The following is a 24,241-nucleotide window of genomic DNA, read 5'->3' as shown; positions in this document are numbered from 1 at the left end:
CTGGTCGCCAGGTTGAACGCGAGGGGATCGACCCCCGATAGATCAGGACGCATCGCTGTTCCCTTCCTCAGTGTCGGCGACGACGGCGAGCGCCGTGCCTGTCTCTACCTGCGCGCCCACGCGAACGTGCAGGGCCTGTACCAGTCCGGCGGCGGGCGCCACCACAGGGTGCTCCATCTTCATGGCCTCCAGGACCAGCACCAGCTGCCCGGCGTCGATTCGATCGCCCTCGGCCACCGCCACCCGGCTAACGGTGCCCGGCATCGCAGCGGTGAGCGACCCGGGGGCCACCTTCACGGTGGGCTCCGGGAAACGCGGCTGCTCGACCAGCGTCGTCGAACCGTCCGGCCCGTCGACGAACGAGCGGTCGCCCTCGACGTGCACCTCGTAGGTGGCGCGCAGCCCGTCGGCCTCGACCTCCAGCCGTACCCGGCCAGGGCGCAGGACGTCGGTGCCGAGCACGGTCAGCTGCACCGGCACTGCCTCGACCTCGGCGGTGAGCCCGCTCCGGTCAACGCGGTAGCCCACCGTACCGACGTCGAAGACCGTCGTGTGCGGCGCTGTCGGGTTGTTGCGCCAGCCCGATGGCAGGCCCGCGAGCGCCGGCGCGGCGCTTCGCCGTAGGGCGGCGCCGGCCAGCGCCGCCACGACGGCATGCCGGCGACGCCCCTCGTCATCGACCAGCGGTGCGGCGAGAACGTCGACGCCGTGCCGATCCAGGAACCCGGTGTCGGTCTCGCCGGCGATGAAGGCCTCGCTGCGCAGGACGCGTACGAGGAAGTCACGGTTGGTCGTCAGCCCGTGAAGGCGTGCGCCTTGGAGTGCGCCCGCCAGCGCCAGCGCTGCTGAAGTCCGGTCCGGCGCCCAGGCGATCACCTTGGCGAGCATCGGGTCGTAGTGCACCCCGACCTCGACACCGGAGGCGACGCCGCTGTCCAGCCGGACTCCCGGCCCGATCGGCGGCCGGAACTCGGTCTCGGCGGGGACGTGGAAGTCCTCGAGCCGCCCCGACTGGGGCAGCCAGGTGCGGGACGGGTCCTCAGCGTACAGCCGCACCTCGATCGCGTGGCCGGTCAGAGTGGGCGTCAGTGCCTCGGCCGGCAGCGGCCGACCCGCCGCGACGTCGAACTGCAACCGGACCAGATCCAGCCCGGTGACGGCCTCGGTGACGGGGTGCTCCACCTGCAGGCGCGTGTTGACCTCGAGGAAGAAGAAGTCGCCCCCGTCGTCGAGCAGGAACTCGACGGTGCCCGCGCCGACGTAGTCGATGGCGCGCGCGGCGACGACGGCCGCCTCCTGCAGTCGCTCCCGCAGGTCCGGGTCGACCGCGGGGGACGGCGCCTCCTCGACCACCTTCTGGTGGCGGCGCTGGATGGAGCACTCACGCTCGAAGAGCGCCACTGTGTGCCCGTGGCTGTCGCCGAAGATCTGAACCTCAACGTGGCGGGGCCGTTCGACCAGCCGCTCCAGGAACACGGTGCCGTTGCCGAAGGCGGACGCTGCCTCGCGTCCAGCACCCGCGACGGCCTCCGCGAGCTCGCCCGGGTCGCGTACCTCCCGCATGCCGCGACCGCCACCCCCGAAGGATGCCTTGACCAGGAGCGGGTAGCCGACGTCGTCGGCTGCCTTCTCCAGTTCCGCTCCGGAGAGGCCGGTGGCGTCCACGCTGGGCAGGGTCGGCACCCCGGCCCGCTGCATGAGCTCCTTGGCGGCAAGCTTGCTGCCCATGGCTTCGAGGGCCTCGACGCCGGGGCCCACGAAGACCAGTCCCGCCGCCTGCACCGCCCGGGCGAAATCTGGGTTCTCGGACAGGAACCCGTAGCCCGGGTGGACACAGTCCGCGCCCGCCCTCAGCGCCGCGGCCACCACCAGGTCGGCATCCAGATAGGTCTCGGACGGAGTGTTGCCCGGCAGCCGGACGGCTAGGTCGGCGTCGGCGACGTACGGTGCGTCGGCGTCGGCGTCGGCGTATACCGCGACGGTGCGCAGCCCCATGGCCCGGGCGGTGGCGAACACCCGCCGGGCGATCTCGCCGCGGTTGGCCACCAGGACGCTTCGCAGTGTGCGCTGGTCGGTCACAGTCGGAACACGCCCCATCCGTCGTGCAGTCCTCTGATTGGCGCGTTGTGAATCACCGACAGCGCCAGCCCGAGGACGGTGCGGGTGTCCCGCGGGTCGATGATCCCGTCGTCGTAGACCCGGCCGGAGAGGAAGAGCGCCACCGACTCGGCCTCGATCTGCTGCTCCACCGCGGCCCGCATCGCTGCCGCGGCCTCCTCGTCGTAGTCGCGGCCCCGGGCCCGCGCGCTGGCTCTTCCGACGATATCGAGCACTCCTGCCAGCTGCGCCGCCCCCATCACCGCGCTCTTGGCATTGGGCCAGGCGAACAGGAAACGAGGATCGTAGGACCGCCCGCACATGCCGTAGTTCCCGGCGCCGTAGGAGGCGCCGATGTTCATCGTCAGGTGCGGCACCGTGCTGTTGGAAACCGCGTTGATCATCTGCGAGCCAGCCTTGATGATGCCGTTCTGCTCGTACTCGGTGCCGACCATGTAGCCAGTCGTGTTCTGAAGGAACAGCAGCGGGGTGTCGACCTGGTTGGCCAGTTGGATGAACTGCGCGGCTTTCTGCGCGTCCTCCCTGAACAACACGCCACGGGCGTTGGCCAGCACGCCGATCGGATAGCCGTGGATGCTTGCCCACCCGGTCACCAACGACGTGCCGTAGAGCGGCTTGTGCTCGTCGAAGCGGCTGCGATCGACGATCCGGGCAAGCACGTCGCGGGGGTCCAGCGGCTGGCGCAGGTCCGCGGGGGCGAGGTCGAGTAGCTCCTCTGGGTCGAACAGCGGGGGATCGGCCGGCTCGGTGGGGCCGGGGCCGGCTTTGCGCCAGCTGAGATTGCGTACGATCTGCCGCCCAATCCGGATCGCATCGAGCTCGTCGAGGGCCAGGTGGTCGGCGCTGCCGGACGTGCGGGCGTGCATCGACGCTCCACCGAGGGACTCGTCCTCGGCGTCCTCCCCGGTGGCCATCTTCACCAGCGGCGGCCCGGCGAGGAACACCTTGCTGCGGCCCTCGATCATCACGACATGGTCGCTCATCCCGGGCACGTACGCGCCGCCTGCGGTGCTGTTGCCGAAGACCAGGGCGACGGTAGGAATGCCCTGCGAGGACAGCCGGGTCAGGTTGCGGAACGCGCGGCCGCCGGGGATGAAGATCTCCGACTGGGTGGGCAGGTCCGCGCCCCCGGACTCCACCAGGCTGATGAACGGCAGCCGGTTGGTCTCGGCGATCTCGTGCGCGCGCTGGGTCTTGCGGAAGGTGTAGGGGTTGCTCGTTCCTCCCCGCACCGTCGCGTCGTTCGCCGAGATCATCACCTCCACGCCTTCTACGACACCGATGCCGGTGACCACGCTGGCCCCCACCGGGAAGTCGGTGCCCCACGCCGCGTACGGCGACAGCTCGAGGAAGGGGCTGTCCCGGTCCAGCAGTAGCTCGATACGTTCGCGGACGGTGAGCTTGCCGCGGGCCCGGTGGCGGGCCACCGCACTCTCGCCACCGCCCAGGTTGGCCTGTGCCCGCAGCTCGCCCAGTTCGGCGAGGCGATCGAGGAGCGCGGCACGGTTCTCTGCGGCGCGGTCGGCGAGGACGGTCACGTTCTTCCTTCCGCTAGCAGGGACATTGGGACATCGACCAGGCGAGATCGCAGCCACTCCCCCACGGCCTTGGCCTGGGGATCGAACCGAGTGCTGGCGGCCACGCCCTCGCCGAGCAGGCCAGGTAGCTGGAAAAGCAGCGCGCGGAACCCGGGCAGCAGTTCGCGCGTCACCGGCAGGTCCGCGGCCTCGGGCACCAGCTCACGCAGCCGGTCCTCGGTGAGGAAACTCGACAGCCAGGCATAGCCCTCGTCGCTGCGGGCGTACACGCCAAGCGTCGCGGCACCGCCCTTGTCGCCGCTGCGGGCGCCGACGACGCAGCCCAGCGGGACGCGGCGGGTGGGTCCGGCGGCCGCCGGACCGGTGCTGTCGCCCGCCCGCTCCACCGGTCCCGCACGCTCATCCTCCGGCGTGCTGGCCGGCTGCGGTCGCGCCGCGGGTACGGTCTCGGTGCCGCCGTCGGGCAGGCCCACCAGGTGGTCGACCTCATCGACCCGCACCCATGCCGGCGCGTAGACGCCGTAGGCCGAGGGGCTGGGCGGGGCGCCTGAGGCGAAGAAGCCGGGGACGGTGGCCAGAGCCAGCTCGATCACGGGCACGGTGAACTCCTTGCCCACCTTCTGCCGGTCGGGGTCCTTCACGGTCACGTGCAGCAGGGCACTTGCTTCCTCCTCGGCGTCGGCGTCGGGAGAGTCCGTCCGCGCCAGGGTCACCACAGCCTCGGCCACGTCCGCCAGCACGGGAGCCAGTTGTCGACGCAGCAGATCGGCCTTGCGGTCTACGTCCAGCCCGGCCAGCGGCAGGGTCATGGCGTTGCGGAAGCCACCCAGACGGTTGGTCGCAACCTTCAGCCAATCCCCCGGCGGCAGCCCGCGCGCCCCGGTGACCTCGACCCGATCGCGCGCGACCTGCCGCAACCGCAGCCCGTCGAACCGGGTGACGACGTCCGGCCCGCCGTAGCGGCTGGCGGTGAGTTCGTAGAGCAGCTGCTCGGTGACCGTCTCGACGGTCACCGCTCCGCTGGTGCCGGGGTGCTTGGTGATGATGGCGGTGCCGTCGGCGGCGATCTCGGCGAGCGGGAAACCAATGTGGTCCAGGCAGCCGGGGTCGGCGTCGAGCAGTTCGGTGAAGAAACTGAAGTTGCCACCGGTGGCCTGCGTGCCGCATTCGAGCACGTGTCCGGCAACGGTGGCGCCGGCCAGAGCGTCAAGGTCGTCGGCGCTCCAGCCATGGTGCCAGGCGGCTGGGCCGACGACGAGGCTGGCGTCGGTGACGCGCCCCGTGACGACGACGTCGGCACCGGCCTGCAGTGCCCGCACGACTCCCCAGCAGCCGAGGTAGGCGTTGGCGGTCAGTACGTCGGGGAACTCTCCGTCCACCGGTGCTCCGTCACCGTCCGCCGGTGGTCGTTCACCGGCCCGCAGGCGACCGGCGGAGCCCAGCTGGGCGAGCCGAGGCATCAGGTCGTCACCGCTGACAGTGGCGACCCGGACCTGGACGCCGAGCCGCGCGCCGAGTTCGCCGACCGCGTCGGCCAGCCCGCGCGGGTTGAGCCCGCCGGCGTTGCTGACGATCCGCACCCCGCGGCTGAGTGCATCACCGAGGCAGTCCTCCAGTTGGGTGAGGAAGGAGCGGGCATAGCCCGCGGCCTGGTCGGCGGAACGCTGGCGGCCGAGGATCAACATGGTGAGCTCGGCGAGGTAGTCACCGGTGAGGACGTCGACGTCCCCGCCGTCGAGCATCTCGCGCATCGCTGACAGGCGATCACCGTAGAAGCCGGAGACGTTGGCCACCCGCAACGGCGTGCTCATCGCAGCGGTTCCCGGCCGGCCCCAGACGGGGCGGCGAAGCATCCGACGAGTTGCTCCAGCAGTGCGCCAGCCGTCACCGTCATGCCACGAACCCGTCCATCCTCGCCAGCACCTGCAGCATGACCTCGTCCGCGCCGCCGCCGATGGAGGCCAGGCGGGTGTCGCGGAAGAACCGGGAGGTCCACGTCTCCTCCATGTAGCCCAGGCCGCCGTGGAACTGCAGGCAGGTGTCGGCCACCTCGCGCATCAGCCGGCCCGCGGTCAGCTTGGCCACCGTGGCCGCCCGGCTGATGTCCTCGCCGTCCATATACGCCTGCGCGCAGGCGTAGTTGTGCGACTGCAACAGCTCCACCTGGGCAGACAACTCGGCCAGGCGGAACCCGATGTATTGGTTGGACAGCAGCGGCTAAGTTCCTCGGCGAGGACCACCCAGTACAGGTGGTCGGCGCCCTGCCCCCCGTAGTCGGGGTCGTACTCCACACCGAGCAAACCGCGTTCGCCGAGCTCGGGGAACAGATCGTGCGCCGGGACGTGCCGTCCCGCTCCCACTCGTCCACGCGCGACGCGATCCTTTCGTCGACCACGTCGCGCACCAGCTTCCGGAAGGCAAGGTGGTCGTCAGTGAAACGCAAGGGGGGCTCCTGTGGTAACCGGCGGCGGGCCGTCAAGGAATTGACGGTGTCGTCAGGTTAGACCCCACGTGCATGGCCTGCAACCACCGAAAATGGACACGAGCGCAACTCCCTCAGACCGAGGAACGCGAAGCCCCACAGCATGCGGCCCGGTCCAACCACCAGGCGTGCTCCTCGCTCGCCCGCTGTCGACCTGGTCGCCGACGACCTCGCCAGGTGGCGCGACGTCTTCCTGAGGACGTGCTCAACCCGGCCTTGCTCAGGGTTGAGCGCCTTCGTTGAGAAGGCCGGCACCGGCGGAGGACTTTCCGCAGGCTCTGTCCAGCGGTGTCAGCGGCCAAGTTGCGGTCCCCGCCGGTGGCCAACTGAAGGTCTCCACCCTCTGCGGTCCAGGACCGCGTTCTTGCCTTCGAGGTGGTAGTAGAGCGTGGCCTTGGGGATGCCTGTGGCCTCGGCGATGTCTTCGATCTTGGTGGCGTCGAGCCCGCGATCGGCGATCAGCTCGGCCGCACCGTAGAGCTTGCTGGCCAGCTTCGACGGAAGCTTCCTCATCCGCGTCTCCTGTTCTGCGTCCCAGCCATGCCGTCGCTGGGGCTCGACCTGACGAGCATCCCATGTTGTACTGCGAGTACAAACCACCAATTCAAGGTCGCCGCAGCCCCGTGCGGGCGCAGCCACATGACCGAGGACACCCGCGAGGGAGGCCCCGATGACTCAGCAACAATTGACCTACAGCCCCTTCGACGCCGAGGTGATCGCAGACCCTTACCCGGTCTACCGCGACCTGCGTCGACACGCTCCCGCGTACTGGTCGCCGGCGGGCTGCTGGGTGCTCAGCCGCTACGACGACGTGGCCGTCGCCCTCCGCGACCCGGCGAGGTACTCCTCGGCCTCGGGGATCTTCCCGACGCCACCCGGGGTGGACATGACCCAGCTCTTCCTGCCGATGTTGATCATGACCGACCCCCCTCGGCACACCCAGCTGCGCGGCCTCGTCAGCCGGGCGTTCACCCCCCGGCGCATCGCAGCACTCGAGCCCCACGTCCAGACCCTGACAGCTCGCGCAAAGAGATCTTCGTAGGTCAGCCTGCCTACTCGCTTGCCCTCGAGCCTGTTGCGCGAACCTCCGGGGTAGCTCATGGGTGTCGGTCGGTGAGTCCGTCGGGGTGAGGCGGCAGGATTCTTTCTCGTGAGGTACAACTTCGTAGCCGAGGACCATGACCAGTTGTTCTTGATGCCTCCCTCGATCACCGACTGGCTGCCTGAGGATGACCTGGCCTACTTCGTGCTGGACGCAGTCGAGGAGATGGACCTGACCACGTTCTACGCCGGCTACCGCGCTGATGGCTAGGGTGGCGCGGCACGTCACCCGAAGACGATGGTGGCGCTGTTGTTGTACGCCTACTGCACCGGGCTGGTCTCCTCCCGCAAGATCGAGCGTGCCTGCTATGTCGATGTCGCTTTCCGGGTGGTGTGCGGCAACGCGGCACCTGGCCACACCACCATCGCCCGGTTCCGGTCGCGTCACGAGACCGCGTTGAAGTCGCTGTTCACTGCCTCGCTGCGGCTGTGCGCGAAGGCGGGGATGACCAGCGTGGGGCTGGTCGCGGTGGACGGCACGAAGATGGCCGCGCCGGCATCGATGGCCCGCAACCGCACCCAGGACTCCATCGACAAGGCGGTCGATGAGATGTTCGCCGACGCGGAGGCTGCCGATGCGGCCGAGGACGCCGAACACGGCCCAGATCGTGGCGGTGAGCCGCCGGCGGTGCTGCGGGGCCGGGCCGATCGCCGGCGCCGGTTCAAGGCCGCCAAGCAGCGGCTGGACGCCGAACTTGAGGCCGAGACGGCAGCCCATGCCGAGCATCTGGCTCGGCGTGCGGCCGAGGAGGCCGGCGCGGTTCGAAGCTTCGCGGCCGCAAGCCGAAGGCACCTGCGGACAAGGCGGGGCACCAGCAGAAGAAGGTCAACACCACCGATCCGGGGTCGGAATCCGGGGGTTCTCCCGGCGGGGCAAGTCCGCGGCGGACTCCACCTCGGCCACCTTCGGCGACTTCCGCGCCCACGCCGGCAGGATCGCGGAGGAGAACCGCTGACGCTCCCCGGTCACCGGGTCGACGCGCTTGTCGTTGACCCGCGGCGCACGCACCGGGACCGCTCCGGCCGCGGTCGTCACCTCGCGCTCAACGTGGTGGCCGGTGCGGACCACCAACCGGTGACCGGCCTCGTCGAGCTCGCCAGCGAACGCCTCTATGTAGGCGGCGACCTCGGCCTGCAGCGCCGCCGCCAACATCTGCCGGGCCCCGTCACGCACGATCTCGTCGAGCAGCGACCCACCGGCGGGCTCGTTGGACACCTCGGCGTCGTGAACTACCTTGAGCATGGACGTACCTTCCCGAGCCGGCGCGCCAACGCCGACCCTGATCAGAACCTTGTGATTGCTTCGATCCTGCTCGGGAGGTACGTCCGCTTCACGTCACCTCGCCGAGCGCCATCCACAGGTTCTGATCATTGCTCCAGCAAGGGCGGAATGATCGCCATGAGCCGCTCATTGGCTGCCGAGCCGGTCGCGGCGGGGTCACCCACCTGCTGCTCGACCTCGATCGGGTAGACGTTCTCGCCGCCGGTGATGATCATGTCCTTCTTGCGGTCGACGAGCGTGATGAAGCCCTCGGCGTCCATGCGGCCCAGGTCGCCGGTGTGGAACCACCCGCCGCGGAACGCCTCGGCGGTGGCGTCGGGCAGGCCCCAATAGCCGGTGAACACGTTCGGTCTGCGAAGGACCAGCTCCCCCACCTCGTCGGTGCGCGCGTCCTTGTCGGCGTCATGGGCGATGCGCGCCTCGACGTGAAACACAGCCCGGCCGATGGATCCCGCCTTCTCCTTGACGCGATCGGTCGAGGACCACGGAACGGTGCAGGAGGCAGTCGCGCATGGCCGCGGCGTCGGTGGTGTCGCCGAGGACATCGCCCCAAGGAACCTGGGGCGGGCACATGTTCGTTTCGGCGACCCTGCCTGCTACCTGCCTGAATGCATAAGTGCGGCTCCGGCGCGCTTCACGGGTGAGGACGACGGCATCGCGTGCCCGGTTTGAGGGCTCTTCACAGTTGAGGGTGTAGCCGGCGTCGCGTAGATGGTCGGCGGCGTCGAGGTCTTCCGAAGATGGAAGTTCTCACGCTCACCATCCGGAAGACCGCGACGTGCCTGACGCTACCCCGCAGGCGGGCTTCGCCTGTCCCGACCTGACCACGTTCTGCCGACTCGACGAGCTCGGCCTCGTAGCCACGGGCCAGCGTCTTGAGCCCGACCGCGCGGTGCTCGCGTGCCGGGTCGTCGAACCGGACCAGTGGTGCCGTCGCTGTGGCTGCGAAGGCACGCCACGCGACACCGTGGTCCGGCGGCTGGCGCATGAGCCTCTGGCTGGCGGCCGACCACGCTGGAGGTGGTCGTGCGCCGCTACCGCTGCTCCGGTTGCGGGCACGTGTGGCGCCAGGACACCAGCCTGGCGGCCGAGCCGCGGGCGAAGCTGTCGCGCCGCGGGCTGCGCTGGGCGCTGGAGGCGATCGTGGTCCAGCACCTGACCGTCGCCCGCATCGCTGAAGGCCTCGGGATCGCCTGGAACACCGCCAACGACGCGGTCCTGGCCGAGGGCAAGCGGGTCCTGATCGAGGACACCAACAGGTTCGACGGCGTCACCGCGATCGGCGTGGACGAGCACGTCTGGAGACACGCCCGGCGCGGCGACAAGTACGTCACTGTGATCATCGACCTCACCGGGATCCGCGACGGCGCCGGACCAGCGCGACTGCTGGACATGGTCGAAGGCCGCTCCCAGCAGGCTTTCAAGACCTGGCTCAACCAACGTCCCGACGCGTGGCGCGCCGCCGTCGAGGTGGTGGCGATGGACGGCTTCACCGGCTTCAAGACCGCCGCCGCCGAGGAACTCCCCGAGGCCGTCGCTGTCGTGGATCCCTTCCATGTCGTCCGCTTGGCCGGGCAGGCACTCGACGAGTGCCGCCGCCGTGTCCAGCTGGCGATCCACGGCCACCGTGGCCACAAGGGCGACCCGCTCTACTCCGCACGCCGCACCCTGCACACCGGTGCAGACCTCCTCACCGACAAGCAGGCCGCCCGCCTGAGGGCGCTGTTCGCCGACGGGACCCACGTCGAGGTCGAAGCCACCTGGGGCATCTACCAACGGATGATCACCGCCTACCGCCACGAAGACCGACGCCAAGGTCGCGAGCTGATGGTCAAGCTCATCGACTCCCTCAGCGCCGGTGTCCCGAAGGCACCGACCGAGCTCGTCACGCTGGGCCGAACGCTAAAGAAGCGCGCCGGCGACGTGCTCGCCTACTTTGACCGGCCCGGCACATCCAACGGCCCCACCGAGGCGATCAACGGACGGCTCGAGCATCTGCGTGGCTCAGCGCTCGGGCTCCGCAACCTGACCAACTACATCGCCAGATCACTGCTCGAAACCGGCGGCTTCAGATCCCAGCTCGTTCACCCTCAGCAGTGAAGAGCCCTCACCCCGTAGTCAGGGCGGCCAGAGCGTCGTTGGTCTCGTCCACCGAGAAGCGGTCCGGATGCCAGTCCTGGGGCAGCCAGTCCCGCATCTCCTCGGCACCGAGCCCCATGGGCGTCGCCGCCGGGTCGTATCCGCCACGAACCCAATCGGCGAGCTCCTCGTAGCCGCCCAGGCCGCCGCAGTCCTCCGGCGGGCAGGCCATCTTGCCCTTCAGACAGACCGGATCCGCTGGCGGATCGTTGAGAACTTCTTCGACCACCAGCACGTGCTCCCATCCGTCGCCGAAGTCGTAGTCATAGAAGAGCCGGTCGCCCTGGGCAGACACCACCTGGTCAAGCCGTACGTCGTCTTCGGCGACGCCTTCGTCGCCTTCGCTCAGATCGGATCCAGTGACGAAATAGGCACGAGTATGCTGGTCCACACCGACACCAAACTTGTGCAGATGGCCGTCCTCCCAGCCCATCGCGACCTGCAACACGTCATGCAACTCATCGAGCATGAGGTCGGCGGGCAGGTCGAGACGACGCCAGATCGGCGGCTTGGCGTACATCAGGTCGACCCGCACCCGGAAGCCCCGCCCCGCTCCGGCACCTCCCGCACCTCCGGCGTCGGTTCATCGAACATCCCAGCGAACATGTCGCGGCCGGCATTCGCCGTCAACGTCTGAAGCAACGCCAGATCCGCACCGACCCTGGACACGCCGCTCTTACTCTTCCGCTTCTTCTTCGGCACACCCCCAGCCAACCAGACCGCTCGACCGCTGCTCGAGACCGGCGGCTTCAGGCAGCAACTACACCCCCGATTGCGATGAGCCGGTATTGGCAGCGTCAACCTTGCTCTTGGCACTGTCGTAGGCCGTCTTGACCGTCGGGTACGTGCGGAACAGCGCGGGGGCGATCTTCTTCGTGATCTCGTCGGGCTGCTCGCTGAGGGCGTACAGGGAGTTCTGCGGGATGTAGATGACCTTGCCGGAGGTGCTTCCGCCGGACTCCCACTCAACATGGCAGGTCACGTCAGCAACGTCACTCCAAGTGAAGCCGGCCGCCGGCCCGGCGTCGCTCTCGTCGCGCAACCCGGCTGTCTCCGCCTGGATGCGGACCGTCTCGACAGGGTCGACCGCGTAGGCGATGAACGCAAGGAGCGCCGACTTGCCTGAGGATCGACTGCCGATGATCGAATTGAGATTCCGATTGAGGAGAACTTCAGACGGGAAGTCGGTTGCCCCGCTGAAGGTCACCTTCCTGATGACCTTGTAGGGCTCCTTCTGGTCGGGCTCCGCAGCCTGGATGGCTACCCTCTCGGCCGGTTCGACCAGCGTCTGAAGTAGGCCAGCGTACGTCGGGTCGGCCTTGATCCAAGTGATGCTCCGATGCGCGTTGCCATCGGCAACATGCTTGCCCAAGCCCTTCCGCAGATCGTCGAAGTTGTGCGCGTCGCAGCCGTCATAGACCGGCTTGGGCGCGACCGGCTCATTTACTTCGAGGCGGGTCGTGTCGAGGAAGTACTCGCGCGAGCCAGCGGTGCCGCTGGCATAGAACCCGTCTGAGTACTTGTCGATCTCGTCGCTGAGCAGGTTCTTGCGCTGACGGCCGCTGGTACCGCCCGGCCGTATGCCGTCGCCCTTGGCTGAGGCCACGACTATGAGGTGCTGCGAACGCTCGCTGCGATGAACCGCGTGCTCGCCGAACGTCTCTCTGATCGCGTGCTCGATGCTCTCGATAGACACTGTCGCACTCTCGAAGTCCTGCTTCGAGGACAGGTCCTTGCAGGTCACACGGTTGCGTGTCGTGCCCGTTGTGCCCTCGGTCTTCAGATGGCCCAAGAACTTATCGGCCTCGACCTGTGTCAACGTCGGCCGGAAGATCAGGTGCAGGTTGACGTTCTGTTCCTGCCTGTTCACCGCGACAGGTAGCCGCAACTCCAAGTTCGGGAGCCAGAGCTTCTGGTCGCCTGGGTACAGCTCGTCGTACTTGGCCTTGGCTGCGAAGTAGCTGTCGAGCGAGAAGTAGTCGGTGACTGCGATTGCCGCAACGTCGGAGTCGTGGACAATCTCGCAGAACTGCTCCAGATCGGGCGCTCCGTCCTTTGAGGGGTAGCCGTTGCTGAGCTTCGTAGCAGGGGCATGAACATGCAGATCCCATTTGCGCCACTCGGAACCACGAGGAAACGGGTTCGCCATCACACGCACCCTGTCGAAGTAGAGCCAGCCGCGAGGTGCGCGCCGAGCGTAGGTTTAAGATTCACGGCCTCAGCTCTCCTCGAAGCCTGACTGGTCGAACTTCAGGGTCCGAGCGTTCTCTGAGACCGTCCGGACACGACTCTCGTTGAAGCCCTCCGAGTCCGTGGCCTCGATCTCGATCCGCACGGTGACGTTCGTGTTCTCTCCAGAGCGGAGATGCGCGAGCACCTCATCGGCGACGTTCTTGAACTCGAGCGCGATCTTGTCGGAGTTGAGGGTCTTGACCCCGTAGAACCGCGTCGGCCAGACGATGTCGACCTTCGGCGCCGGACTGGGACCGGGCTGAGGAGTGGGCGAAGGACCCGGGCCTGGCTCCACGTCGGGGCCCGGAGCCTGCGCCGGCCCAGGCTCGTCAGAGCGCTGCTTCTGCGCGACATCCGGGCGGACCAGCAGGAGGGAGTCGGTCGCGACCGGCGCGCTCTCCTTGTCCTCCGGGGTCCACAGTCCGATGTAGCGTCCGGCCGCCTCGTCATATCCAGCTGCCAGAGCGAAAGCATCCGTCTGCCAGATCATCGGCAGGTCGAGGATGCCGGCGTCCAGCACGGACCGGTCGCGCAGTCGCGGCATGTACGGGTACTGCGAGTAGAGCCCCCACAGCGCGCCGAGCGAGACGTGGCCGTCCTTCCAGATCTGCGGCACCTTCCCGATGGCGAGCCGGATGGTCGCCGCTGCCTGGCGCGTGGACAGATCGCCGTCGTTCCCGAGTCGACGGGACACTCGGTCGGCAAGCGCGTCGGACTGCCCTTCGACCTTGGTCTCGCGGATGACGAAGGGGGCACCGGGGTCGGGCTGGGCCGGGACAAGCGCCCAGGTGAACGTCTGGAGCAGGCGTGACGTGACCGTCTGGTCGGCCTGAGTCGCCCGCTGCGACGCCTGGTTCTTCTGGTTTTGCGTCAGGTCGAGGTCCGCCTCGTTCGACAGGACGTGCTTCCAGCCCAGGTAGTCGCGGGTCGCGTTGTCGAGCTCTTCAAGGCGGGCCTCGTCGGCCGCCAGATAGACGAGCATGTTGCGGTGGGTGCGGTTCGAGCTGCCGCGGTGCTCGGTGGCCTTGTGCGCGAACTCTTTGGCAGCCGACTCCGCACCACGCTTGTGAGCGAACTTCGGGTGCAGGATGACGAGTCGAGCTTCGTCGGTGTCGGGGATGTCGGCGTTGGATTCGGGGCACACGTGTACGCCGGCGAAGTCTCCGCGCTTGCGACCCTGGTCCTGGAGCCGGCGGACGATCTCGGCCCAGACGTCCTCCTTGTGAAGGCGCTCGGCCTGGTCCTTGGCGGTGCGCGTGATGTTGGGCTGAACGTCGTACCAGTACTTGCCCGAACCCGAGTAGAAGTACGTCGCGCGGTCGCCGAGCTGGGTGAGCGCGGAATGGAAGTTGCCGGGGATGTCGCCCGGGATCGCGGTGCCCAGGAACACACGTTGCGTGCCGATCCCCTTGTGCACCGACCCGGGAGCGATCGTCGGGGCCGCACCGAAGAACACCGTTCGGGCGAGCCGCTTGGTCAGCGCGCGCTGGCCGAAGAGCGGCTTCTCCTTGTCAATGCGAACCGGCTCTGAGTTGGGGCCATCGACATCAGCGTCGATGATCGCCTTCCACGAGTCCTGCAGGTATTGCGTGAGCTCGGAGTTCACATTCGACGTGGCCAGCGGGATCGACGAGGGCATGATCAGCGGCGACTGGTCCTCTCCAGTCCACAGAGCATGGATGACCGTGCTCATCAGCCGCAGCACGCCACGGGTCCGCTGGAAGCGTTCCAGTGACGACCACTCCTCGTAGAGGGTGTCGAACAGCTCCGGGTGGATCGGGTAGGTCCGCTTGATCCTGTCCTCGTAGGCCGCGTCGCGCGCTTCACGCGGGAAGTCGTCGGAGTATTTGCGGTACATCTCGACGTACGCCCGAGCGGTGGCGCCGATGGCCGCGAGCGCTGCAGCATCGGGCTGCTTGAAGAGCCGCTGCTTGACGATATGGTAGGCCTCGTCCGAGGACGCGGGACGCCATTGGTCGGCCACGCGGCGTACGACGTTCTGGAGACGCTTGAGCGCTTCAAGGCCGTTCTGACCGCCGACCTCCTCAGCGTTTCCGGCGACGATCTTGTCGCTCGCGTCCCCGGTCTCCGAGGCCGGGATGGAGATGGCGAGCAGGACGCCCTTGGTGCCCTTGGCTGCCTCGGTGAGGGACTGGGCGAAGGTGAACTGGTCGTCGAAGGTGCCGCCGGCGAGGTCGTCGCGACCGACGAGGGAGCGCGCGTAGGCGACCCACTCGTCGATGAGGATGACCGCGGGCGCGTACTTGGCGAGCAGCTCGTGCAGGGCGTCGCCGGGGTGGGTGCGGTCCCGGTCGGCCTTGGCCACCACGGCGTACGCCTGCGGTCCGCCGAGCTGCCAGGCGAGCTCGCCCCAGATGGTGTTGACGTGGGTGCCGTCGTCTTTGGTCACGCCGGACGGGCTGAAGTGGTTGCCGACGATCGCGACACGGTTGACCGAGGTGGCCGCGTAGCCGTTGGCGGTGAGGAGTTCCTGGGTCTCCTGAGGGAAGCTGCCGACGGGCAGGCCGGCGGCCACGTGCCACAGCGAGAGCATCGAGTGGGTCTTGCCGCCACCGAAGTTGGTCTGAAGGTTGATGACCGGCGAGGCGTTGTCGTCGCCTGAGAGGCGGCGGACCGCGCGACCGATGAGGTCACGGAGACCTTCGGTCAGGTAGGTACGGCGGAAGAACTCGACCGGGTCGGCGTAATCGGAATCGACCTCTCCCCCGGTCGCGACCTTGTAGAGGTCGGCGGCGAACTCGGAGGCGTGGAAGTTGCCGGTGGCCACGTCGTCGTGCGGCTGGAGCACCTCTCGCCAGGGGCGGAGCCCTGCGGCTTCCGGGTTATCGACGGCGGCCTTGAGAACCTTCTTGTCGTCCTTGTCGGCCGTCACCCGGCGCAGGTTCAACCGGATGGCACGGACCTCGTCCGCCTCCTTAGCGGCGCCGATCAGCTTGAGAAGTCGTTCACCCGTGTCGAGGGCTCGGTAGGCGTCATCATCGGTAAAGGTCCCGTTATGCGCCCACTCGTTTCGCACCTCCCGAAGCTCACTGGCGAACGTCTCACCGGTGCGGCCAATGGCCTCGTTGAAGGGGTACCAGCCCGGCTTGAACCCCGCAGTGATGTTGCCCTCGGTGAGGATCCTGAACTGCACTTGGGGATCGAGTGCGTCGTAGGTCTTGGTCGACGGCGCGCCGTTCTTGCTGTCTTTCGCTTGGACGAGCTTGGTCCAGACCGCACCGAGCGACGGGTCGCCTTGACCAACGACCGTGGAGATGAAGTCGTCCAGCGCTGGTGCCAGCACCTGGAACATGCGGTCGATGCGGTCGCGGTTGCTCAGGGCCATGTCAGTCGAGCTCCCATTCCTTGATGAGTCTCCCGAGGAGTTCCTCGTGACGCGCTTGGACGACGCTCGGTGTCCACGCGTCCTGTCCGAGCACTTGAGTCGTCAGCGCGAAGATTGCCACCCCGTTGGCGGTGGTGAAGTACTTCGACTTCTTCTTCTCGAAGTCATAGCGTTGCGCCTCGCTGTTCTTCGCCCGGTTCAGGAGCGCGAGGTTTCCGAGCCGGTGCGTCCACTTCGCCCGCTCCTCTTCCGTGAAGTTGGCGACCCAGTCACTATCGGGCTTCGGGTTCTGAGGAAGCACATGCTCGACAGTGATCATCTTGTGCTGATAGCTCACACCCGGTTGATTGGCCAGAAGCTCGTCGAGGCGCAACAGCACGTACTTACGCACCGGGTTGACCAGGTAGATGTCGCCGTCGAGCCGTGTCCGGGTCGCTTCCTTTTCCTCGTTGCTGAGCGCGAAGGCGGATGCGTGGAGGCCGTCCCCGGCCTCGAGCTGCTTGAGCAGGTCGCCGTAGCGGGTGGTTCGCGGCGTCGAGTAAGTGCGCCGGATGAGCAGGCTGGCCGCGAGCCGCTCGAGGCGACGAAGGAATTCAGTCAGGAACTCCGGGTCGCTGGCGTGATGCCGCATCGCCCAGAGCGCAGGCGGACGCCAGTCGTTGTTGTCGAGCTGGGTGAGTCGCGCGAGCCAGTTGTTGACGGCGCCCCACCCCCCAGCAGCCGGCAGGTTCTGGGTGATGAGGTGCTCATAGGCGTCGGAGTAGGGGATCAGGACGTCATCAACGAACGCCTTGCCCTTCCCTGGCAGGTAGCCCCTCAGCACCTGCTCGTCGAACTCCTGCAGCAACTCCTTCCGGGCGCGCTCCTTCGCATAGATCATCCGGACGTGGCCGAACAGCTCCGCGAAGCCGTCGCGCCCGAGGTCCTGCTCCTCTTGCTCCCACTTGTTGGCGTACGACGAACGGTCGGCCTCCGGGATATCTCCGATGACCATGGACTTGAAGATGTCGGGCGCGGTCAGCGGCAGTCCGCGGGAGTTCATGACGCTGAAGATCCGGAACGCGCTTGTCAGGTCAGGCGTGCTGACGACGACCAGGTACGTCCGACCGCCAAGCATCTTGAACAACGCTGTCCGCTCGTCCTCGCTCCACTCCGTGAGCGCATCGTGGAGATGCTTCGCATTGTCGCGGATCGCCGTCTGAGCGTCGGTTCCAAGCGCCTGCTCGGGAAGCGCGATGAGGCCGCCGATGGCGCCGTCGGTCTGGACGTGCTCGCGGAAGAAAGCGGCGTCCCGCGCGCGCAGTCGTAGACGAGGGCGTGCCGGCTTGTCGTCCCAGACCACCTCCGGTTCCTCGATGAACTTATGAATGTCCGAGCGCAAAGACGCATTCGCGGTGAGGTCGCGCAGCACCGCGCAGAGGATGGTGAGGGTCGTCAGCCGCTGCTGTCCGTCGATCACCTCGGCGGCCGGGTTTCCCTTCTGCTTGACCAAGACTATGGAGCCGAGGAAGTACGGCTCGTCGTTCGTGTTCGCGAGAGCGTCCTTGAGGTCGTCGAGGAGTTGGAGGGTCTGGTCCTTTCCCCAGGCGTAGGGGCGCTGATAGTCCGGAATCGTGAAGTCATACTCGGCGGAGAAGACCTTGCCGACCTGGACCTCGCCTGCGTCGAGCAGCTTCATCATTCGTCTCCTTCGTCGAACTCGAAGGCCCCCTGCTGGACAATCGGCTTCTTTGCGCTACGCGCCACCTCCACAATCTCGGGCCAACTGGTGACGAGGTTGTTGAAGCTCAGCGCGTCCTTCGTCCAGCCGTTGCCCTCGGCGATCCGGAACAAGAGGTGGGCGAGCTCTTTGACCAGGTCAGCATCGACGGCGCCATCCGTCCGGCTCAGCGCAGCTTGCAGGAAGTCACCAGCTGGCGCGATGCCGTCCCGCTCCAGAGTCTTGACAAGATGATGGAGCGCCTCCCAATTGCTGGTGTGCAGGTCTTTGAGGACGTCGTAGTCCCACGACAGATCGGCAGGCTTGATCAACTGGACGTTCCCTGCTCGGCTGGTCAGGATCTCGTCGCGATCCATTACCTCAACGCTCGTGTTCCGCGCACGCGCGAGATTGTCTGCGTCCCCGAACTTGCCGACGCCGTAGCCATGCTGGCGGTACCAGGCGATAGCGAATCGCGAAGTGGAGTCGAAATCGCCCTCCTGCTCGTTGAGCACCTGGTCGAGGATCTCGTTGATACGCGCGAGCGCCGCGCGCACGGTCATCTTGGATCCGTCGGGCTCCAGAACGGCGCTGTACCTACTGAAAACGGCCATGCCAGGCCCAATCGCGGCCTGTGGAAGGTCGACCGGAGCGATCTGCCCCTGCTGAAGCTTCCTCAGCGCATCTGGCAGTTCTGCGGCCAGCGCCGCCACGAATCCCCGCCTGTCCATCGACCCGGCGTCTCTGGATCTCGGGCGCAGCGACAGAACGATGGACGATGCGAGCGCGTTCTGTCCCTGCGCGGTCATCCGGGAGCTGGTCTCAGTCCTGAGAGGCCAGGTAGACGTAATCTCCCAGCCCGATCGGATCATGCCCTCGAGCAGCGTCTCCCAACCAGTAGACGCCTCGCCTGTATCGTCCGACTCGCTCTGCTTGAACGCGTAGTAGACCGTGATTGGGAACTCTGTAGAGGCGACCTCACGGGCGCGCTCAAACACTCGTCGAAAACCCTGCTCAAAGAAGTCCTTGGCATTCCCGTTGCCGTCGTGACGGTACGGATTTGCGACCAGCTCCTCAGCCTTCGGCACCAAAAGCGTCGAAAGCAATTCTGGGTGAATGGTACGCAGGGATCGGCGGAGCCAGACGTAGAAGAAGTCAGACAGGTCGGAGTAGCCGATGTTGTCGTAGTACGGCGGATCCGTACTGATCACCAGTCCATCGAGCGGCCTGTCGAGTGCGCTGGCTTGTGCGATGGGCCCGGCCAGGACGTCTCCGCGGCTGAACGCTTGGCTCTTGAATGCGCGAGTAGCGCCATCCAGGAGCACCTTCCAGGACCCCGACGATTCGCCGAGGGGGTTGCCCTCGCCAAAGTCCCAAACCATCGGAATGGCCTGCCGCGCGAACAGCTGCCTTGGGCACTCGGCATTCGGCTCCCACCGACACAAGGCATTGCCAAGGTCGGCGAGGCGGCTGACCGTCATGCCCAAGTAGGTGCCGACGGCGTCGGCATACTCATCGGAGCCACCATCGGCGACCACGCGCTGACGCGCCTCGACCACCAGGTCGCTGAACGTCGTGAGGGTGACCAACTGCCGCTTGGTGAACAGGTCAGCGAACTCCGTCAGGCCATACGTAGGCGCCTTGAGGTCTCGCGGGTAGAAGCCCAGCGAGCCGCTGATCGTGTCGTCGGGAACGACAACACCCAGCGCCAGTCGCTCCTGATCCTCCGTCGGCGGGAGATATTCGCGACGCCGATTACCCTCGACGCAGATTGCCATCAACTGCTGGCCGATCTGCCGAGCGCGTCCCTGGTCACGGATATAGCTCAAGGGAACCGAGGATTGACAGGCGACGCAAGTCGCACCCGTGCGGCCAACCGTCCCGTCGGTGGCCGCCTTCGGACCGCCTGCGAGGCCATGGCCGATTGAAAAGGCCACACGCTTCCCACTCGGATGAGTCGGGTCGGATACAACCGATGGAACCGCGTACGCCTCCTTCCCCTTCTTCTTACCAAGCCACCATGACCGAACAAGCGGTAGGTCGATCGCGCAGGCCGGGTTCGGGCACGACACGGTCCGCGTCCAAATCCAGGCGATGACTCGCGCCGATCGACCGTCGCTCGTGACCGCCGTCGGGTACAGGTCCGAGAGGCGCGAACGAGCCTGCTCAAGCATCCAGTCGCCGTACGCGCGGACATCCGCCGCGAGCCCGTCCGTTCCAGACCAGCCCATTCGCGAGTCGGCGAGACCCGGGAAAACGGGGGGTCGTCCGCTAACGAGCGGCGGAATCTCAACCAGAGCCTTGTTGATCAGCACCGCCACCGGATTCAGGTCCGACGCGTGCGCCTCGAGTCCGAGCCGCTGCGCTTCTAGCGGAATTGTTCCGCCGCCAGCGAAGGGATCGAGTACTGGCGGCGGGTTACCACCTGTCGCGCGCACAATCTCGGCGCGCGCCTCGGCCAGCAATCCGGCATCGCTGACGTTCTCCCAGACGACGAGCCGCTCGATGATCGAGTGGAGGCGCTCGCGCTCCTGGCGCTGCAGATCCTCTGTCGGAAACTCGTCGGGACGCGACGACGGGTCATCAATGAGTTGGGCGAACAGGACGGCCCGGGCAGCGGCAAGCGGCCGGCGCGCCCACCACAGGTGCAGCGTCGACGGGTGCCCATGCCGGATCGACTTCTCCCGGGCGGACTCCCGGTTGATGGCTTCCAGCGGCAGAGCCACCTCGATCAGCTTGCGCTTGTGCACTAGTTCCTCGACCCTCCGTGCCCGAGAACGGGCGTACCTCGCCGCAGATGCGGCGCGTGATGATGCGTACAGAAACCTACCGTCGGGGCCCGACAGATGGGCCGAAACGGAAGTGAACCCGGGGACCGCCCGAGGTCAGAAAGGGCTCGTTCCCTTGGCCCACGTCCTGGCCCAGTCCCCGCGGATGCCGGTTGCCTCGAAGTCGCCGAGGTCCGTGGTAGCGAACGGGTCGTCGAGGTAGCGGACTTCGTCGTACTGGGCGCCGCGCGGGTCGACCCTGACAAGCGCGAGCCGGTAGCGCGGGACGGCGTTCTTACCGGTCATGACCTCGTTATGGGTCACGAAGAAGTCCTTCGAGCCCTCGATCCGAGCCTTGACCTCGATTCGGTAAGTGTCGCCGTTGGCGTCGGTCGACAGGACGTCGAAGCCCTTGTTGTTGAAGGCTTGCTCGACGGGCTTGCGGCCGAGTTCGCGTTCGCGCGCCATAACCAAGTCGACACCGCGGCGCTCGACCTCCTTGGTCTCCTTCGCGTGGATCGGTGCGGTCGGCGGGATCTCGCCTTCAAGCATGCCGATGGGCAGCACGAGTGCCGCAGTGACGATGTGAGGCGGCTTGGTCGACATGAGCTGCTGCTGGTCGAGCAGAGCGAGTCGCTTGCGGAGGCGCGAGTCGAGTTCCACGGCCTTGCGATTCAGGCTGTCGGAGGACTCCTTCGGCTTCTCTCCCATCTGCTCCTTCTCCGAGGCAACGGCAGCGTCGAGCAGCAGTCGTTCGCTTTCGGCGCTGAGCCGCTTCGTGACCAGGTCGCGTGCTTTGGTGAGCTCGGCGAGCCGGCGCGGCTGGACCTCGGCCAAGTACTCCGGAAGCTGGTTGGCGATGATCCAGCTCATGGCCTTGTCCTCAGCGTCACCCAGCCACGGCATCGCGCGCGCGGCGTCTGTCACCGGGCCCGCCGGCGCGGCGACGCAGTCCAAGTACGGCGCCGGGCCCGCCGGGCTGACCGTCCCGAAGGAGTCGACGTAGGCGTAGCCGAAGCGTCGGGCGACGGACTCCCCCGTCGCGTCGGCAACCTCTTCGACGACCCCGACCAGAAGCTGCGGCTCATCAAGGGTCGAGGACACCAGCACCGTGCCCTGATTGAGCGCACCACCGAAGTTACGGATCGCCTCCCCCACGACCGCGTCGTGCAGCGGGTGCCCGGGGGCGAGCAGGTCGGCGCGTGGCAAGTCGCCGGGCTGGACGTGACTCAGGTCGAAGGTGACCCGGTCGTACTTGGTAGCGATTGGCCCTGTGCCGGCAGAGCGGATGTGCTGGGGCACGTTGGCGATCTCGTAGCGTCCCTGCTCACGCTTGACGATGCGGCCGCCCAGCTTGGTGAACGCGGCCTTGAACGCGAGCTCGATGTAGTGCGGCTGAAGCCGACGTGCGCGTGCCTCATCCATGGCGGCACGAAGGGCGTGCAGGTCCGCCTCCGCAAGGTGCTCGGAGGCGAGTGCTCGCTCGTCGAGCAGGTCTTTGAGCCCGTCGCCGACCGAGGCGTCGATGACCTCGTGCATTTTCGCCTTCACGTCGTCGCGCTCGCCGTACTGGATCGCTTCCAGGAGGAGGTTGCGCAAGGGGGTGTCGGTGAACGCTTCGCCGAGGACGTCGAAGACCTTGCCGCCGTACGTCTCGCGCATCTGGTCGAGCTTTTCCAGGAGGCGGGTGAAGACCTCACCTTCGCGAGTGTTCGAGGCGACGAGGTTCCAGAGTCGGCAGACCTCCTCCTGACCGATGCGGTGAACGCGGCCGAATCTCTGCTCAATCCGGTTGGGGTTCCAAGGCAGGTCGTAATTGACCATCAGGTGCGCCGCCTGGAGGTTCAGACCTTCTCCCGCGGCGTCGGTGGCGAGCAGAATCTGGCAGTCGCGGTTCTTGGTGAACTCCTCGGTGATCTGGCGCCGCTCGGCGCGACGTACACCACCGTGGATCGCTCGGACGGCGTCAGGCCTGCCGAGAAGGGACCCGATCCTGCCCTGGAGGTAATCGAGGGTGTCGCGGTGCTCGGTGAAGATGATGAACTTCCGTGGCCAGCCGTTCTTGTCCGTGACGAGGGCGTTGTCCTGGAGGATGTTGGATAGCTCGGTCCACTTGCGGTCGGTGCCGGCTTCACGGACGAGCCGCGCGGTCTTGATGAGGTCTGCAAGCTCGAGTATCTCGGCGTTGAGCTCTTCCACAGTCTCCGCGGCGGTGGCCGCGTCCATCACGTCTTCCTCGAGCTGCTCCAGCTCCTCGGCACTGAACTCGTCCTCGTCGATCTCACCCAGATCGATGGAGGTTTCGAGCTCGCGATACGTGCCATTCTGGATCTCAAGCTTCTTGCGCTCCAGCCGCTCTGAGCGTCGAACGAGGCTCTTGTAGATCGCTTCCGGGCTCGATGCGAGGCGCCGCTGGAGCACCGTGAGCGCGAACCCGACTGTGTTCTTGCGCTTGCCACCGATCCGCTCGGCGCGGTTCATCCCCTCGCGGACGTAGTGGGTGACGTCCTCGTAGAGGTCGTACTCCAGCGCGGTGAGTTCGTAGGGCACGGTTTCGGCGATGCGCTCGGGGAAGAGCTTCTTGCCCTCGAAGGTCAGGAGGTCTTCCTTGACCATCCGGCGCATGATGCCGCTGACGTCGGCGCTTTTCTTCTGCTTGCCCTCGAAGCGGTCGCGGTCAAGCAGGGTGAGGAAGAGCTGGAAGTCCTCCTCCTTGCCCGAGTGCGGCGTGGCGGTCATCAAGAGCAGGTGGCGGGTGATTTGGCCGAGCATCTCGCCGAGCTGGAAGCGCTTGGTCTTGCGGAGCTCGCCACCGAAGTAGTGAGCGCCCATGCGGTGGGCCTCATCGACGATGATCAGGTCCCACTCGGTCTCCTTGAGTTGCGCCTGGAGCTGCTCGTTGCGGGAGAGCTGATCCATCCGCGCGATCAGGAGCGGGTTGGTCTCGAAGACGTTGAAGTTGACCTGGGCATCGATCAACTGGTTCGTGAGCAGGTCGAACCGGAGGCCGAACTTGAAGAAGAGCTCGTCCTGCCACTGTTCGACCAGTCCGCCGGGGGCGATGATCAGGCACTGCTTCACGTCGTCGCGAAGCAGCAGCTCCTTGATGTAGAGGCCGGCCATGATCGTCTTGCCGGCACCGGGGTCATCGGCCAGGAGGAACCGGAGCGGGGTGCGCGGCAACAGTTCGCCGTACACGGCGCGGATCTGATGCGGGAGCGGCTGCACGTCGCTCGTCGCGACAGCGAGCATCGGGTCGAACAGGCCGGCGAGAGAGATCCGCTGGGCCTCCGCAACCAGCTTGAAGTCGCTCGCGCTTGCATCGAACGCTCGGCTGCCGCTCTGCGCAATGCTGAGGGTGTCCTGGTCCTTGCGGAAGACCACTTGCTGGCCCAGACCGCCGCCGGCGTTCTTGTACGTGAGCTCGAGCGCGTCGGCCCCGTGCCACTGGGCCGCGAGGACCGTAATGACCTCGGCGGGAATGAGGCCGTCGATCCGCAGACCGGGCTTCAGCTCTTCAAGCTGCACGAACAAAC

At 66.9% G+C, this 24,241-nt stretch carries 16 protein-coding genes and 4 pseudogenes; 4 read left to right on the top strand and 16 right to left on the bottom strand.

The window, feature by feature from the left end:
• Positions 1 to 42 precede the first annotated feature (42 nt).
• The 6 genes and pseudogenes from ABLE53_RS13635 to ABLE53_RS13615 all read right to left on the bottom strand — a co-directional run bounded on the left by ABLE53_RS13635 (position 43) and on the right by ABLE53_RS13615 (position 6,651).
• The gene (locus ABLE53_RS13635) at positions 43 to 2,079 is read right to left on the bottom strand and encodes an acetyl/propionyl/methylcrotonyl-CoA carboxylase subunit alpha (protein WP_348859497.1); all 2,037 of its coding nucleotides are present in this window, start codon (positions 2,077 to 2,079) and stop codon (positions 43 to 45) included.
• On the bottom strand, positions 2,076 to 3,656 hold the full coding sequence (locus ABLE53_RS13630; RefSeq protein ID WP_348859496.1) for an acyl-CoA carboxylase subunit beta: 1,581 nt from the start codon (positions 3,654 to 3,656) through the stop codon (positions 2,076 to 2,078). Before ABLE53_RS13630 ends, ABLE53_RS13635 begins: the two co-directional genes overlap by 4 nt.
• Entirely contained in the window at positions 3,653 to 5,467 is a 1,815-nt protein-coding gene (locus tag ABLE53_RS13625; protein WP_348859495.1) for an acyclic terpene utilization AtuA family protein, read from the bottom strand. Before ABLE53_RS13625 ends, ABLE53_RS13630 begins: the two co-directional genes overlap by 4 nt.
• A 79-nt stretch (positions 5,468 to 5,546) precedes the next feature.
• Positions 5,547 to 5,867: an acyl-CoA dehydrogenase family protein gene (locus ABLE53_RS13620; RefSeq protein WP_348859795.1), complete on the bottom strand. Its 321-nt coding sequence runs from the start codon at positions 5,865 to 5,867 to the stop codon at positions 5,547 to 5,549.
• Positions 5,861 to 6,016, bottom strand: a pseudogene (locus ABLE53_RS24840) (acyl-CoA dehydrogenase family protein); the annotation flags it as partial. The gene ABLE53_RS13620 and the pseudogene ABLE53_RS24840, both read right to left, overlap by 7 nt.
• Before the next feature lie 413 nt (positions 6,017 to 6,429).
• Entirely contained in the window at positions 6,430 to 6,651 is a 222-nt protein-coding gene (locus tag ABLE53_RS13615) for a helix-turn-helix domain-containing protein (RefSeq protein ID WP_348859494.1), read from the bottom strand.
• 157 nt (positions 6,652 to 6,808) lie between these two features.
• Between ABLE53_RS13615 and ABLE53_RS13610 the strand changes: the two genes are divergently transcribed.
• From ABLE53_RS13610 to ABLE53_RS13600, 3 genes and pseudogenes are all read left to right on the top strand, one after another.
• Complete coding sequence (locus ABLE53_RS13610; protein WP_348859493.1) at positions 6,809 to 7,180, top strand: cytochrome P450 family protein; 372 nt, start codon at positions 6,809 to 6,811, stop codon at positions 7,178 to 7,180.
• Positions 7,181 to 7,288: 108 nt separating this feature from the next.
• Entirely contained in the window at positions 7,289 to 7,450 is a 162-nt protein-coding gene (locus ABLE53_RS13605; protein WP_348859492.1) for a hypothetical protein, read from the top strand.
• A 21-nt stretch (positions 7,451 to 7,471) separates the two neighbouring features.
• Positions 7,472 to 7,612 (top strand): annotated as a pseudogene (locus ABLE53_RS13600) (transposase); the annotation flags it as partial.
• A gap of 11 nt (positions 7,613 to 7,623) precedes the next feature.
• Here ABLE53_RS13600 and ABLE53_RS13595 read toward each other — a convergent pair.
• From ABLE53_RS13595 to ABLE53_RS13585, 3 genes and pseudogenes are all read right to left on the bottom strand, one after another.
• Positions 7,624 to 7,770 carry a hypothetical protein gene (locus ABLE53_RS13595; RefSeq protein ID WP_348859491.1) on the bottom strand — a complete coding sequence of 49 codons (147 nt, stop codon included), beginning with the start codon at positions 7,768 to 7,770 and terminating at the stop codon, positions 7,624 to 7,626.
• A 361-nt stretch (positions 7,771 to 8,131) separates the two neighbouring features.
• Positions 8,132 to 8,482 (bottom strand): annotated as a pseudogene (locus ABLE53_RS13590) (transposase); the annotation flags it as partial.
• Between the two features lie 125 nt (positions 8,483 to 8,607).
• Complete coding sequence (locus ABLE53_RS13585; protein WP_348859490.1) at positions 8,608 to 9,066, bottom strand: AMP-binding protein; 459 nt, start codon at positions 9,064 to 9,066, stop codon at positions 8,608 to 8,610.
• 233 nt (positions 9,067 to 9,299) lie between these two features.
• Between ABLE53_RS13585 and ABLE53_RS13580 the strand changes: the two are divergent.
• Positions 9,300 to 10,621: pseudogene (locus ABLE53_RS13580) on the top strand (ISL3 family transposase).
• Between the two features lie 7 nt (positions 10,622 to 10,628).
• Here ABLE53_RS13580 and ABLE53_RS13575 read toward each other — a convergent pair.
• The 7 genes from ABLE53_RS13575 to ABLE53_RS13545 all read right to left on the bottom strand — a co-directional run bounded on the left by ABLE53_RS13575 (position 10,629) and on the right by ABLE53_RS13545 (position 24,233).
• The gene (locus ABLE53_RS13575; protein ID WP_348859488.1) at positions 10,629 to 11,195 is read right to left on the bottom strand and encodes a plasmid pRiA4b ORF-3 family protein; all 567 of its coding nucleotides are present in this window, start codon (positions 11,193 to 11,195) and stop codon (positions 10,629 to 10,631) included.
• A complete protein-coding gene (locus ABLE53_RS13570; RefSeq protein WP_348859487.1) occupies positions 11,180 to 11,362 on the bottom strand; it encodes a hypothetical protein in 183 nt (60 codons plus the stop codon). The genes ABLE53_RS13575 and ABLE53_RS13570 overlap by 16 nt, the downstream gene beginning before the upstream one ends.
• A gap of 58 nt (positions 11,363 to 11,420) precedes the next feature.
• Entirely contained in the window at positions 11,421 to 12,809 is a 1,389-nt protein-coding gene (locus ABLE53_RS13565; protein WP_348859485.1) for a hypothetical protein, read from the bottom strand.
• A 69-nt stretch (positions 12,810 to 12,878) separates the two neighbouring features.
• Positions 12,879 to 16,238 carry a Swt1 family HEPN domain-containing protein gene (locus ABLE53_RS13560; protein ID WP_348859484.1) on the bottom strand — a complete coding sequence of 1,120 codons (3,360 nt, stop codon included), beginning with the start codon at positions 16,236 to 16,238 and terminating at the stop codon, positions 12,879 to 12,881.
• Between the two features lies 1 nt (position 16,239).
• A complete protein-coding gene (locus tag ABLE53_RS13555; RefSeq protein ID WP_348859483.1) occupies positions 16,240 to 17,916 on the bottom strand; it encodes a DUF262 domain-containing protein in 1,677 nt (558 codons plus the stop codon).
• Positions 17,916 to 20,687 carry a DUF1156 domain-containing protein gene (locus ABLE53_RS13550; protein ID WP_348859482.1) on the bottom strand — a complete coding sequence of 924 codons (2,772 nt, stop codon included), beginning with the start codon at positions 20,685 to 20,687 and terminating at the stop codon, positions 17,916 to 17,918. Before ABLE53_RS13550 ends, ABLE53_RS13555 begins: the two co-directional genes overlap by 1 nt.
• Before the next feature lie 135 nt (positions 20,688 to 20,822).
• Entirely contained in the window at positions 20,823 to 24,233 is a 3,411-nt protein-coding gene (locus ABLE53_RS13545) for a helicase-related protein (protein ID WP_348859481.1), read from the bottom strand.
• Between the last annotated feature and the right edge of the window lie 8 nt (positions 24,234 to 24,241).

This window comes from Nocardioides asiaticus (assembly GCF_040049175.1).
GTDB classification, from domain to species: Bacteria; Actinomycetota; Actinomycetes; order Propionibacteriales; family Nocardioidaceae; genus Nocardioides; species Nocardioides cheoyonin.
Note: the sequence above shows the minus strand (reverse complement) of the source record. Positions and strands in the feature narration are given on the sequence as shown.